Genomic DNA, 14,905 nt, shown 5'->3' with positions numbered 1-14,905 from the left:
AGTAGTCAGTATTAAGTAGAGGTGCAAAATGTTAGAAAACTTAACAACTGAAATTAGAAATGAACGCACGAGTAACTTAGACCAATTAAGGGTTGATCAGTTTTTAATGATAATGAATGATGAGGATCAAAAGGTTGCTATTGCAGTGCGAGAGCAAATACCAACTATCTCGGAGGTCGTTCGACATGTCGTTGAATCTTTTCGAAATGATGGAAGATTAATTTATGTTGGTGCTGGTACTAGTGGACGAATTGGATTATTGGATGCTGTCGAATGTCCTCCAACATTTGGAACAAATCCAAGTGAGGTAATAGGTTTAATTGCTGGTGGAAATTCAGCATTTATTAAAGCTGTTGAAGGTGCAGAAGATAGTGAAGAATTAGGGAAAGCAGATTTAATAAATATTTCAATTACTAAAAATGATATCGTTATTGGCATTGCAGCATCAGGCAGAACACCTTATGTCATTGGTGCATTACAATATGCAAATGAAGTTGGCGCAAAAACAGTCGCAATTGCATGTAATAAAGATTCAGAAATTGGAAAAGTTGCATTGCATAAAATTGAAGTAGATAATGGACCAGAAGTATTAACAGGATCAACCCGTTTAAAAGCGGGTACGTCTCAGAAGCTAATTTGTAATATGATTTCAACAGCATCAATGGTCGGAATTGGAAAAGTATATAAAAATCTCATGGTTGATTTGCAATTAACAAATGTTAAGCTTGTTGATCGTGCGAAGAGAATTATAGTTGGAGCGACTGGTTGTGACTATGAAGTTGCAAGTGAATATCTAAAGAAAGCCAATAATCAAACAAAAGCAGCAATTGTTATGATTTTGACTGGTATGACTTTTGATGAAGCAACTAAAAGCCTAAATCAAGCTCAAGGATTTATTAGTAAAATAGTAGAAGAATAAGTACAAGGAAGCGACTACTAATCACTTGAATATTAGTAAGTCGCTTTTCTATTAAGTTCTTTTTAGCGTTTATAGTAAATACACTAAAATTTGTTTATAATCAAGTAAGTATCGTCATCTTAGATTGGATAATCTAATAAGCTTCTTTAGTAATTAATTGGCTATCACCCGACCAATGGAAAGCCAAGCATCCTAGAGTAGGATTTAACAAAGCACCAAGTTTAATAGAAACAAAGTTTATGATAATAGCAAATTAATAGAATTAGAAATAAGATATAAAATAGAGAGAGTTGAGTAGGGTATATGAATGCATTAAATGGCGGATTAATCATGTTAAAAGAAATGTTATTTAAACTTCCTCCATCTGAACGAAGAGCAGCAAAATATATTATAGAAAATCCAGATAAATCCATTCAATTTACAGTATATGAGCTTGCTGAAAAAAGCCAAACTAGTAATTCTGCAATCATTAGATTATGTCGTTCTTTAGGGCTAAAAGGGTATCAAGAGTTAAAGCTTCGAATTGCTGGAGATATCATTACAACAACAGAAACAGGAAATAGAGACATCCATTCAGGTGAATCAACTAGTTCCATAATCCAAAAAATGATGAATAATAGTATCCAAGCTATAAAAGATACAAGTGATATTTTAAATGTTAGTGATTTAGAGGAAGCTGTACAGGTTATTTCCAAAGCTAGAAATATTTATTTTTTTGGCGTTGGTGGTTCGATGGTCGTAGCCTTAGATGCACAGCAAAAGTTTTTGCGTATTAAAAAATATACATCTGCATTTACAGATTTACATTTGTTAGCAGTTCAAATTGCAAATCATGAGGAGAATGATGTATTAGTTGGAATTTCATTTTCAGGTGAAACGGTAGAAGTCCAGAAAGCACTTCGTATTGCGAAAGAAAATGATGTGAAAACGATTAGTATTACTGGATTTGGTACAAACTCCGTATCTTGCTTAGCGGATATAAAATTGTTCAACTCACCGAATAGAGAAGCGACATTCCGTAGTGGAGCAACTTCTTCAAGAATGGCTCAGCTGCACGTGATTGATATTTTATTTATGGCCGTTGCTACACAAGAATATGATCAAACGATTCAGTATATCGATCAAACAAGGACTGCGATTAAATCCCTACATGGTAAAAAATAATGAATAGAAAAGTAAACAAACCTTTGTAATTAGTCACAAAGGTTTGTTTTTTTATAACTTATGCTTCAGTATATTCAGCAGCTTTTAAAAGTAAATCGACAATGTGAACTACATCTACTTTATCCGATTGATTCTCTCTTTGTACACCCAATTTCATTTGTAATAAACAACCAGGATTAGCTGTAACAATTGTTGTTGCTTGAGTTTTAGTTACTTGCTTCATTTTGTAATCTAGAATTTGCATCGACATTTCAGATTCAACTATGTTGTAAATACCAGCTGAACCACAACAACGATCTGCATCTTTCATTTCATGATACATCGTATTTTGAATCGATTTTAGTAAAGTTCTTGGAGCAGAAGACGTTTTCATCACATTTCTTAAATGACATGAATCTTGGTAAGTGATTATTTGCTCAGGTAGACGTAAATTCACTTTTTTATGAAACTCAACTTCTACTAAAATCTCAGATATATCTTTTAATTTATTTTTAAACGAAATTGCACGCTCTTTCCAAATTGGATCATCTTTAAGTAGGTGGTCATAATCGATTAGGAATCCACCACATCCACCTGCGTTTGTAATGATAAAATCTACATTTAAATTCTCAAAGGCTTCTATATTTTTCTTTGCCATTTCTTTTGCAATATCTTTTTCACCACTATGTCCATGTAAAGCTCCGCAGCAAGCTTGGTCTTTGGGAATCACTATTTCACAACCTGCTAACTGTAATAGCTTCATAGTGGCATTATTTGTTTCCAAAAACATTGTATCCATCAAGCATCCAGAGAAGAATGCTACTCTACTAACTTTCTTCTCAATAGAAGGCAGGAAATCAGGTCGTGATTTCATTTGTCTCATTGTAGGTACTTTTGGTAAAACTTTTTCCATTGCGGATAAATTGCTAGGAATCAACTTCATAATGCCTGATTTTCTAGCAACTACTTGTAATCCTGTTCGTTGATATAATCCTAAAAGTCCTACTGCTAATCTCATGCGTTTTTGATGTGGGAATAGTTCTTTAAAAATTATATTACGAACAGCTCGAGCAGGTAGGGAGTGCTTTTTATGCTGTGCAATAATATCCCTAGCTTCTTCAAGTAAATGGCCATATTTCACTCCAGAAGGACAGACAGGTTCACATGCACGACAGCCGAGACAAAGTTCAAGTGTGCGTTCGACATCTTCATCGGGTTCGATCAGACCGTCTGTTACTGCCTTCATTAAAGCGATTCGACCTCTAGGTGAATGAGATTCTTTTTGACCAGATTCGATATAAGTGGGACAACTTGGTAAGCAAAAACCACACCGCATACAGTTTAATAGTTCATCTTCATTCATTCGTTCTTTAAATTGTTGTTGAATAGATTGTTGCTCCTGAAGTGTTGTCATTTCGACACCAACATTCTTTTTCGGCTATCCTTTGCAAAGACTTTTCCAGGATTCATTATATTATTTGGATCTAGCGCAGTTTTTACTGCTAACATAGCAGCGATCCCTTCTTTGCCTAGTTTTAATTCTAGATAAGGTGCTTTAACGATCCCAACTCCATGCTCACCAGTAATGGTTCCGCCGAGTTCGATTGCTTTCTCAAAAATCTCAGCAAAAGCCATTTCTACACGTTCCATTTCGTCATGGTCACGAGCATCTGTTGGACATGTAGGATGAAGATTCCCGTCACCAGCATGACCAAATGTGCAAATTTTTACATTATACTTTTCAGCAATTAGGTTGATAGCATTCACCATATCAGCAATTTTTGACCGAGGTACAGTAGCGTCTTCCAAAATTGTAGTTGGTCTTAATTGTGCTAAAGCGGAAAGGGCAGAGCGTCTAGCCGTTCTTAATGCAATTGCTTCTTCTTCAGATTTTGCTATGCTGACAGAGATACATTTTTCTTGCAAACAAATTGTTTTAATCAATTCGATATCTTTATTTACAACAGCCTCTGGTCCGTCTTGTTCAATTAATAATACGGCCTTTACATCAGTTGGAAGACCAATCTGAGCAAAATTTTCTACAACTTCAAGTGTCGGTTGATCCATAAATTCTAAGGAAGTTGGAATTATTTTATTAGCAATAATTTTAGAAACAGTTTTGGCAGCGTCTTCTAAACTATCATATAAAGCTAGCATAGTTTTTTTTGTTTCTGGCATTGGGATGAGTTTTAATGTAGCTTCAGTAATAATGCCAAGTGTACCTTCTGATCCTACGAATAAACGGGTGAAATCATAACCTGCAACGTCCTTAGCCAGCTTTCCACCAGTTCGGATAATATCGCCGTTCGCTAACACAATTTCAAGTGCAATGACATAGTCACGTGTGACACCGTACTTTAAACCTCGTAAGCCACCAGAATTTTCATTAATGTTTCCACCAATTGTTGAGATTTTCATTGAGCTAGGATCTGGTGGATAAAATAATCCTTTTGCTTCGATTTCGTTAATCATATCTAGTGTGATTACACCTGGTTGAACTGTAATAGTTAAGTTTTCTTCATCAATTTCAAGAATTTTGTTTAAATGCCTAAATAAGATGACAAGTCCACCATTTGTAGGACAAGTACCACCACAAAGATTTGTACCCGAGCCTCTTGGTACGATTGGAATATTAAATGCATTACAGATTTTAACGACTTCGGAAACTTCTTTAGCAGTACGAGGACTAATGACAGCATCTGGTAATGATTGAAGATTTGGAGTGGCATCGTAGGAATAAACGAGTCTTTCTGCTTTAGAATCATCGAAATTTTCAGTTCCAACAATAGCTATAAACTTTTGAGCAATGTCTTTTGTAATCATATCTTTTCCCCCTATTATTATAATTCAAGTATAAAGAGTAATATGAGTGATAATCTATGGAGAAATCTATAGAAAAAACACCTAAAATAGGTGTCTTTTTGTAGAATCATCCAACAAACTAATGCCGATATAGATTTTACATAAATCATGAATGTCTCTTGGATTTAATTTCGTTAGTTCTGTTATTTTGTTGAGTCGATATAGAAGCGTATTTATATGGATATGCAACGAAGAAGCTGTCATTTTTAATGATTGGTTTTGTCGAATAAATTCTTGAATCGTTAGGAGTAAATCTTGCTCGGCCAAAATCGGAGCAATTGTTCGATTAAGAAATGTATTTTTTACGTCATGTGAAAGTTCTTGAAGTATTAAATCAATGGTTAGGTCCTCATCGAATATGATCGTTTTCGTTTTTAGAGATACTTTTAGTGAGCGGATCGCTTGATGATATGATTTACTCAATAATTTCGGGGGCATAGTTTGACCAACACCAACTGAAACTGGAAGATTTAATCTGTTTTGTAAAAAAGATTGAATTCCTTGTACGATTTTATTAATTTGACTTCGATTTGATAATTTGTCAGCCACTATTAGAACAAGTAAACGATTGTTTCCCCAACGAATAGATAATTCCCCATTTTGTTTATTTGTTAAATCGAGAATTATTTGCCTTATATCAAGAGGAATATTATTTTTATTCTCCCATTCAAAAACAATAACCTGTCTTCCTAGAGTTAAGTCTATATGTAGCATGTGTGAGCGCTCTAAAAATGAATCATCCCACTCGTCAAGTTGAATCCAATCAAAAACAAATGTTTCGAGTGATCTTTGTGTAATATCAATTTGATCAGTGTAATAGTTTTCTCTAATCAGGAGTTCAGTCATCCGACGTAGCATCTCGCCAAATGGTGAGATCGTTTCAGGATTCCCTGTGATTCCAATTACACCTACCATTTCATTTTGAAAGAAAATAGGAAGATTAATACCTGCTTTAACTCCCTTTAATCGTTTTTCATCTTCAGTCGTAATAATAAACGTTTTTCCTTGGTTGATAGCAAGTAAAGAACCCTCGTGAAAGGTACCAGTTCGAGCTGAATCAGTACTCGCAATAATAATCCCGTCAGTATTTATGATTATGATATCTTCATGTATAAGTTTTCTAACTTCATTAATAATTTTTAAAGCTAAATCATTCAGTACCATGTTATTCTCCAATCACTTTATATACCTTTAGTATAAAGAAAAATCCCATTATTAATAAGGGACATATGATAAAAATTAAAATAATGGTAAAGTGTATGAGGAGGAACAGGAGAAATGTGAGCTTTCTTCATATTTTTTCCAATGTTTAGTTGAATTTAAAGTAGATTAAATGTTAAAAAGGATAAAATACATAATAGCTAAAAAAAGATTAGGCTTTTTTCTAAAAGATTGCTGTTTTTTGATATTCTTTATGCAGATGGTTATCAAACAATACCTTGCCAATAGCAGTAAAACTTATGAAAACAGCCAAAATTTAACTGACATAACATTAATGATAATTAAAGGAGTATAAAATGAACAATTATAAATTAATCATTCAATATGACGGCGGGCGATATAAAGGCTGGCAAAGACTTGGCAGTGGAGAAAATACGATTCAAGGTAAAATTGAAAATGTACTATCAGAGATGATAGGTAGACCAATAGAAATAATCGGCTGCAGCAGAACAGATGCAGGGGTTCACGCTTTTTCACAAATTGCTAACTTCAAAATCAAGGAGAACCTTCCTGAAACAGACATTAAGAATTATTTAAATCACTATTTACCACAGGATATTAGCGTTAAAGAAGTTACGATAGAATCTGAACGATTTCATGCTCGATATAATTCCAAAGCTAAAACGTATTTGTATAAGGTTTGGAATGAAGAATATTCAAACCCATTTATGCGAAGATATAGTATGCACGTAGAAGAAAAATTGGATATAGAAAAAATGAAGCAAGCAGCTAAGTATTTTTTAGGTGAGCATGATTTTACAGCATTCTCAAATGCTAAATCTAAGAAAAAAAGCATGGTTCGCGAAATCTATTCAATCAAATTTGAAATAAAAGAAGGATTTATTCAAATTAGAGTGAGCGGTGATGGCTTCCTTTATAATATGGTAAGGAAAATTGTCGGTACATTAATAGAAGTTGGATTGGGAAAATTAGATGCGAAGGCTATTTCAAAAATGATTGAATCAAAGGATCGGGGCCAAGTGAGTAGTCTTGCTGATCCAGCTGGATTATATTTGGAAAAAATTGATTTTTAATTTATTAAAAAGATGAATTGATATGGAATGGGAGCATTGGATGATATTTTTCTAATGCTTCTTTATTTGTCATGAATAGGATGTTCATCAATTAAAACGGGCTTTTCTTTTAAGTAGAAAGTGAGAACGCAACAAATTAAAAGAAGGATCAAAACGAAATAAACTGAATGAATCCAAGTAGGGTGATTTCCCTTCACAATTTGCATTGAAGCAATGACGACTACAGCACCTAGATTTCCAGCCATTAGCAAAAGACCAGTGGCCGCACCAGATTGCTTTTGACCAACTAACTCCTCTGTAACTGATAATAGTAAAGCAAAAGCAGGTAAGAAGACAAATCCTAGTAAACTTCCAAATATGAGAAGATGTGAGAAATGACCACTTGTACAAAGAGGATAAGTAAGTAGTAGTGGACAAATGATTGTAAATAAAATGAACGGTTTTCTCTTTCCAAAAAAGTCGGATAGGACAGGAATTACAATTGACCCAATGATTCCACCAATAATTAATGAACCACCTACATACCCAGCTTGTTCAGAAGAAACACCATATGGTTTTAATATTTGTTCGATCCAAGAGGTTAATCCATTAAAAACACCTAATCCTAAAAAAGAAATAATATTTAGTAAAATGAATTGTTTATTTTTTAATAAACCTAATTGTTTACTAAAACTAGCACTCAAATCAATATTCTGACCGTTTGTATCATTCGGAATGCCAATAAGGAAAAAAATAAGTGTAAAGAAAACTGTAAGAAGGGCCATGATTACTAATGTTTCTTGAAATCCAATATGCTCGACCAAATAAGGTGTTGCAGCCAGAGCGAATGCCATACCAATAAACATTCCCACTGTACCAATACCTGTTGCAGTGGCTTGTTGATTTTTAGGAAACCAATCAATAACTAGTCTCGAAATCGCATTTAGTATATAAGGCTGCCCAATAGCGATGCCTATTTGCCCAATCAACAAAATTGAAAAGCTAGAATCAAAAATACGGAGGCAAGCGAAGACTGACATAAAGATTCCACCTATTAATATGCTATAGCGGTAGCCTCGGCGATCGATTACTTTTCCTGAGTGAATTGAGAGTAAAATGTAGATAAAGGGAAAAACCGTTAATAACCAATTAATATCTGATTCGGATACATTGTAATGAGACTTTATAAAGGATATTAGTGGAGCAAAATTAAGCCAGAGCATTTGACTAATTCCCGCTAGCGCAGCAAATGCCAATAAAACTGTCCAACGATTAGAAACTCGATTGAATATTTTAATAGGATTCAAACTAAACACATCCTTGTGAAAATTATATTTATAGTTGAATATATGACAAGCAACATCTTGTATAAAACCTTTTAAACCATTATTTATTATTTTTAATTGTGTTAGTAAATGAAAAGCCATTCTCTTAGATTATTGTTTTTAATAAGGAGTTGTTAAATCAAACAGTAAATAAAGAGGAAGATTGGAGTAGAGGGTGCGACTTCATAGGTGCGAATGAACCGAGGATGCAAAGCTATCGCCTCACGGAAAGCGAGCATGTTAGAGTGGAAATCTACAAAAGTCAAAAGGAACATTACAACAAAGTTTCGAAAAAAGCCAACAGAAAAAAAAGATAGAGAGTCTCTCTTTAAAAGAAGGACTCTCTATCTTTTTATGTATATTTTAAAAATTAATTACATTCCACCATTGCCGTGGTTAAACATCCATTGAGTGCCGAATTTGTCTGTTAGACTGCCGTAGCATTTACTCCAAAATGTTTCTTGAAGCTCCATAGTTACTTTTCCGCCATCACTTAATTTATTAAATACAGATTTAAGCTCATCAATGTCTTCGCTTAAAAATGAAAGATAAAAGTTGTTTCCTTCAATATAAGGGAATCCAGGGAAAATATCCGAAAACATAATATTACTTCCACTAATATTAAGGCGAGTGTGCATAACTAAATCTTTCGCTTCCTCTGGAAGTGGGTATTCTGGGTTCGGTGGAGTTTGTCCAAAAGTCATAATTTCCGGCTTTTCTGTTCCAAAAACCTCTGCATAAAACTCAACTACTTCACGTGTATTACCATTAAAATTAAGATAAATATCGATTGCCATTTGCGTCACTCCTAGATATTTGTTTGTAAATCATTTCCATGACCTATATTTACTATTTTATCCAATAATTACTTATTTAACAAACCATCATTCTGAAATAATCAGAATTTTTTCGACATAATAATGAAAACATAAAAATAGAAACTATTTTTGTCTGGAAAACGGGTAGTAAAGCTTATGAAATATAAAAATTCTATACTCCTAATGTACTATTTAAAGACGGAAGTTATATTTAATCTCCGCTACATTATCTCTAATTTAGCTTAATATGGTCTTAATTAATAAACATTAACCAGATTTATAAGATACATTTCGATAATCCTCGACTATTACTGATAAAACCTTCTCTTTTTTTATTCTTTTTTTAGGATTTCTATTAAATTGAATAAGCTAAAAGTCCCTTCAAATGTCCCAATAGGCTTAATTAAAGAAGATATTTAAAATTAATATTGTATTAAACTCTGTAATTAAAAATTAATGATTACGGGAGATTCATAGTGTAATAGAAATTTCTTTTAAATCTATTTCAATTTTAATAGATTTCTAGCAGTTTTATATTAAAAAAACGGTTGAGGAGAGAAAAAATGAAAAAAAGAAAAAGTCTTCCTTATAAGGTGTTAGCAACGGCAACCTTAGCAGCAATGATGTTAACGACAACTGGTTATGCAGAAGGAACTCAACAAGAACAACTGCCAGCTCCAAGTTTAGAAGAAATTGTAAAACAAGGCCAAAAGATATTGATTGATGAAAGTAAGCAAACTGATGGTGAAGAAGTAGATAGGTTTGGATATAAGAATTTAAATGAAAATGGACAAGTTAAGCCGTATCAGCCGAATGATAAAATTCGATTAATTGTTGAAGTTGAACAACCAGAAGCAGTAGATCATTCTGACCAAAGTAAAAAAACAAAGTATAAAGAAAAGCAGGATGAAGTAATTTCAAAAATTTCAAAAGAAAGATCTACTCCTAAAATAAATCAACGTTTTTATGAAGGATTCAATGGGTTTAGTTTAGAAACTGAGTTTCGTAATGTAAAAGAAATTCAGGAAACTCCGGGTGTAACTAATGTACATATTGCACGTATGTTCCAACCTTCTATGGGTGCTAGTAAAGAATTAGTACAAGCTCAAAAAGTTTGGCAAAGTTATGGATACGAAGGAGAAGGATTACTTGTAGGAATTGTCGATACAGGAATTGACTATACACATCAAGATATGTCGATTACGAATAAGGGAAAAGCGAAAGAGAAGTGGACACAAGATAGTATTAAAGGAAAACTAGCAGAAACAGGTGTAGGAGATGTATGGTACAGTGATAAGGTTCCAACCGGATATGACTGGGCTGATCATGATACAGACGTAATTCCACACAGTGCAGGGAATTCACATGGGATGCACGTTGCGGGTACAGTAGGAGCGAATGGTGACGAAGCAAATGATGGAGTAAAGGGTATTGCACCAGGTGTTCAGCTGTTAGCAGAAAAAGTTTTCTCTGATTCTGGTAATGGAGGAGCATATGAAGATGACATTATTGCTGGAATTGAGCACGCTGTAACAATGGGTGCAGATGTCATTAATATGAGCTTAGGTTCAGATTCAGGATTTGTTAGTGAAGTAGATGATCCAATTCAAAAAGCCATCCGTGAAGCGACTGAACAAGGTACCCTTGTAGTTGTGGCGGGGGGGAATTCTGCTTATAGTACACAAAATAATTTGTTACAATCTTCTGCAAAACCATATGCTGAAAATCCAGATATTGGTACAGTTGGAGAACCAGGTGTAAGTCCTTTCGCGTTATCTGTTGCTTCATATGAGAATACAAACATACATATGAATACACTTCAAGAAGAAAATGGATTACAGCTTCCATATAAAGATCAAACACAATATAACTTCAACCTTTCTAAAGTGTTATCACCGCTTGAATCTTATGAAATGGTATATGTTGGAGAAGGTAAAACAGCAGATTTTAAAAATCTTCCTGATTTAACAGGCAAGATTGTTGTCGCAAAACCAAAGGTTAAGTATGCTACATACTCCTTTATTCAATCTGAAGCAAGCAAGAAGAAAGCAAAAGCAGTTATCCTTGTTCCTGCAAATGAGGATATTGATTACCCAAGAGTTTATTGGAGTACTTATTCTTTATTTCCGCAAGCAGCTACGACAAGTAAAGCGATCGGTGATGCATTAATTTCGAAGTTAACGAGTGGTTATATTGTAAAAATGAAACCGTCTAAAGGGGTATATATTGACAATCCAGATAAGAACACGATGTCATATTTCTCATCTTACGGAGCTCCACATACATTAGACTTTAAACCAGAAATCTCTGCGCCGGGAGGAAATATTTACTCAACGGTACCAGGTAATGGCTATGAAGTGATGAGTGGTACATCGATGGCAACTCCTCATGTTTCAGGTGGCTCAGCTTTAGTATTACAATCGCTTTACGAAAAAGGCTTAAAACATTCAGAAGAAGCGGCGTTAAAAGCAAAAATTGCTTTAATGAATACTTCTAAACTAGTACAGGATCCTCGCACAAATAATGAAATACCATACTCACCACGTGTTCAAGGATCTGGTTTAATGCAAATTCAAAATGCTATTAAAACGCCTGTACTTGTGACAAGTGAGAAAACTCCTCTTGAGCAAGCAGGAGCAGTTGCGTTAAAAGAAATTAAAACGAATAACATACATTTCAAATTAAATGCAGAAGCTCTTCAAAATGTGAATGTAAAAGATTTAGAATATCAAGTTTATGTAAATGTTTTAAAAGATGGCAGAGAAACAAAAGAATTTGACTTAGACTATGATGGAAAGCTAGATTCAAAAGAATATTTAACGTTAAAAAGTGAGCGTATCCAAGGTGCTACAGTAACTGTAAATGGTGAAACAGTAACAGACACGGAAGGAAAGACATTAAAAATCAAGCCTGGACAAGAGAAGAATCTAGATGTTCAGATTCAACTTCCATCAAGCTTAAAGAATGGTTCATTTGTTGAAGGGTATGTACGTCTTGTTCCATCCGGAAAAAATAGTGATTCAGCAGTACCGTTAACAGTTCCTTACATGGGATATTTTGGTGAATGGGATGAGCCTCAAAATATTGATCCAGCTGCGTATGAAAAAGATGCATTCTTAGGTTATACGACGCTTTGGAATGATGAAATTGGAGCAGAAAATGTATACCCATTAGGATATGATCCAAGAACTGGAAGATTTAATATGGATCGAATTGTAATGTCTCCTAATACTCCATTGAAAGTAGTGTACCCATCATTTACTGTACTTCGTAACTTAGCTAAAACAGAAATGTACGTTGAAAATGATAAAGGTGAATTACTTCAATACTTAGGTGATTTTAGTGAATATACTGGTAAGCCGTGGAAATTCCGTAAAAACATTATGTCTTACAGAGACTATTTGAATACTGGATATGGTTGGGATTTAAAGGATCAAAATGGACAGTTAGTGAAGGATGGCGTTTATAACTATGTAATCAAAACAACACTTGATTATAGTGGCGCGAAGCCACAAATCGTAAAATTGCCATTTCATATTGATTCAGTTGCTCCAGTTGTTTCAGATATTAAAGTCACGCCTAAAGATGGTCAATATGAAATCTCATTCAAAGCGGATGATGTTGGAAGTGGTTTTAATGGAGCGATTGTCTGGTATAACGGAAAATATAAGCCATTACCACAAGGTGCAACATCTACTCTTGTAAAAGAAGAGCCAAAAAGCGTAGTAGTATTAGGAGCAGATTATGCACTAAACCACAGTTATACAGTTTGGGGAGACACTTCTTATATTAACGATGGAATGCTTGTTAGCGCCTTCAGTGTATATCCAAATAAAAATGTAAATGCAAAAACTCCTGCAGGAATCAATGCATTTGCAAATAACGCTGTAAATTGGAAAGTTTATGTTAAAGATGCTAATGGTAATGTAGTTGATTCTTTAGATGCGGAAAATAAAACTGAAATTCACTTAAAATGGACTCCAGAAGCAGATGTTCCAAATGGTACGTATACAGTATCTGCTGATGTGACTAGTAAGGATGGTTTTAAAGTAACAACAAAAGCGCAGACTGTTACAGTATTACAAAAATAAAGATTTAAAAAGTAAAAGTGCAGGGAGATGTTTCCTGCACTTTTTTATGAGCCTTTCTAAAGGATTGTTGTTTATAAAAAGGTTTTATTGTTAGTAAAGAAGATACCTTCTCAAAAAAACGTTTTAATTTATTATATCCATATGATTTTTGAAAATTTTGGTCCATAATAGAAGATAATTGATAATCGGAGAAGGTGTTTAGTAAATGAAACATTTAACAATTTTATCCAAAATTGAAAATCATATGGAAAGATTTACTCAAGCAGAAAAGAAGATTGCTATTTATATTATGGAACATGCTGAAATCGTTCCTAATTTAACTACTAAGGACATTTCTCATAATACAGGTGCAAGTGAAGCGAGTGTTGTAAGATTCTGTAAAACGATAGGGATCGGTAGCTTTAAAGCTTTTAAACTCGCTCTAGTTCGCGATTTAACAGTAGCTGAAATGAATATTAATGATTTTTCAGTTATGGAGAAAAAAGATACACCTTACGATTTATTTAATAAAGTGACTTATGTTAATAAGGCATCAATCGAAGCAACGGTTTCTACTTTAGACAAAAGAGAACTAGAGAAAGCCACACAAGAAGTAGTAAAGGCAAATAAAATCATATTTTATGGTGTAGGCGGTTCTGCTGTTTCTGCAATTGACGGAGCATATAAGTTTACAAAAATCGGCTATCATTCAATTATGTCCCCAGATTTTCACATGATGATCAATGTAGTAGGACATTTAGAAGAAGGCGATGTATTTGTAGCGATTTCAAATTCAGGTCAGACAAAAGATGTTTTAGAGTTAGCTCGTTTTGCAAAGAAAAAAGGTGCCACTCTAATTGCAATTACAAGATTAGGAAAGTCGCCTTTATTTAAAGAAGCTGATATCAAACTATGTACCCCTGACATAGAACAAGATAGTCGAATAGGAAGTATCGCGTCTAGAATGGCTCAACTAAACATAATAGACGCACTATACGTGATTAGTTTTAACCAAATAGGCAACAAGATTTCCGACAAATTACACGAATCCAGCGAAGAAGCCAACAAACTTCGCAGGTGAAAAGAAAAGCGGAGGCGACTGTTTAGGCCCGACAAGCATAAGACAAAGCCCGATGAAGGTTGGTTTTTAACCTTCGTTGGGCTTTGACTTATGACCTCGAGGGACTAGGAGCCGGAGCTGGACAGGAAGAAAAGCGGAGGCGACTGTTTAGGCCCGACAAGCATAAGCCCAAGCCCGAAGAAGGTTGGTTTGTAACCTTCGTTGGGCTTGGGCTAATGACCTCGAGGGACTAGGAGCCGGAGCTGGACAGGAAGAAAAGCGGAGGCGACTGTTTAGGCCCGACAAGCATAAGCCCAAGCCCGAAGAAGGTTGGTTTGTAACCTTCGTTGGGCTTGGGCTAATGACCTCGAGGGAATAGGAGCCGGAGCTGGACAGGAAGAAAAGCGGAGGCGACTGTTTAGGCCCGACAAGCATAAGCCCAAGCCCGAAGAAGGTTGGTTTGTAACCTTCGTT

The 14,905-nt window shown here is 34.6% G+C and carries 10 protein-coding genes; 5 read left to right on the top strand and 5 right to left on the bottom strand.

What is annotated here, in order from left to right; translation table 11 throughout:
- The first annotated feature begins 28 nt into the window (after positions 1–28).
- Together murQ and B7R65_RS10330 are read left to right on the top strand one after the other, a co-directional pair.
- Positions 29–919 carry an N-acetylmuramic acid 6-phosphate etherase gene (gene murQ / locus B7R65_RS10335; protein WP_088042708.1) on the top strand — a complete coding sequence of 297 codons (891 nt, stop codon included), beginning with the start codon at positions 29–31 and terminating at the stop codon, positions 917–919.
- 303 nt (positions 920–1,222) lie between these two features.
- Entirely contained in the window at positions 1,223–2,083 is an 861-nt protein-coding gene (locus B7R65_RS10330) for a MurR/RpiR family transcriptional regulator (protein ID WP_088042707.1), read from the top strand.
- A gap of 58 nt (positions 2,084–2,141) precedes the next feature.
- Here B7R65_RS10330 and B7R65_RS10325 read toward each other — a convergent pair whose 3' ends face one another.
- The 3 genes from B7R65_RS10325 to B7R65_RS10315 all read right to left on the bottom strand — a co-directional run bounded on the left by B7R65_RS10325 (position 2,142) and on the right by B7R65_RS10315 (position 6,088).
- On the bottom strand, positions 2,142–3,476 hold the full coding sequence (locus tag B7R65_RS10325) for a (Fe-S)-binding protein (protein WP_088042706.1): 1,335 nt from the start codon (positions 3,474–3,476) through the stop codon (positions 2,142–2,144).
- A complete protein-coding gene (glcD, locus tag B7R65_RS10320; RefSeq protein WP_088042705.1) occupies positions 3,473–4,885 on the bottom strand; it encodes a glycolate oxidase subunit GlcD in 1,413 nt (470 codons plus the stop codon). Before glcD ends, B7R65_RS10325 begins: the two co-directional genes overlap by 4 nt.
- 81 nt (positions 4,886–4,966) lie before the next feature.
- Entirely contained in the window at positions 4,967–6,088 is a 1,122-nt protein-coding gene (locus B7R65_RS10315) for a CdaR family transcriptional regulator (protein WP_088042704.1), read from the bottom strand.
- A gap of 353 nt (positions 6,089–6,441) precedes the next feature.
- On the opposite strand from B7R65_RS10315, the gene truA reads away from it, so the two are divergent.
- Entirely contained in the window at positions 6,442–7,179 is a 738-nt protein-coding gene (gene truA, locus B7R65_RS10310) for a tRNA pseudouridine(38-40) synthase TruA (protein ID WP_088042703.1), read from the top strand.
- Positions 7,180–7,241: 62 nt separating this feature from the next.
- Here truA and B7R65_RS10305 read toward each other — a convergent pair whose 3' ends face one another.
- Positions 7,242–8,465, bottom strand: coding sequence for an MFS transporter (locus B7R65_RS10305; protein WP_179194834.1), 1,224 nt, complete (start codon positions 8,463–8,465; stop codon positions 7,242–7,244).
- 392 nt (positions 8,466–8,857) lie between these two features.
- The gene (locus B7R65_RS10300; RefSeq protein ID WP_088042701.1) at positions 8,858–9,280 is read right to left on the bottom strand and encodes a VOC family protein; all 423 of its coding nucleotides are present in this window, start codon (positions 9,278–9,280) and stop codon (positions 8,858–8,860) included.
- Positions 9,281–9,864: 584 nt separating this feature from the next.
- Here B7R65_RS10300 and B7R65_RS10295 point away from each other — a divergent pair.
- Positions 9,865–13,392: a S8 family serine peptidase gene (locus tag B7R65_RS10295; RefSeq protein ID WP_088042700.1), complete on the top strand. Its 3,528-nt coding sequence runs from the start codon at positions 9,865–9,867 to the stop codon at positions 13,390–13,392.
- Positions 13,393–13,597: 205 nt separating this feature from the next.
- A complete protein-coding gene (locus B7R65_RS10290) occupies positions 13,598–14,452 on the top strand; it encodes a MurR/RpiR family transcriptional regulator (protein ID WP_088042699.1) in 855 nt (284 codons plus the stop codon).
- The last annotated feature ends 453 nt before the right edge of the window (positions 14,453–14,905 follow it).

It is taken from the genome of Bacillus sp. EAC, assembly GCF_002156875.1.
Classification (GTDB): Bacteria; Bacillota; Bacilli; order Bacillales; family Bacillaceae_G; genus Gottfriedia.
This window is presented reverse-complemented; position numbering and strand designations above follow the sequence as displayed.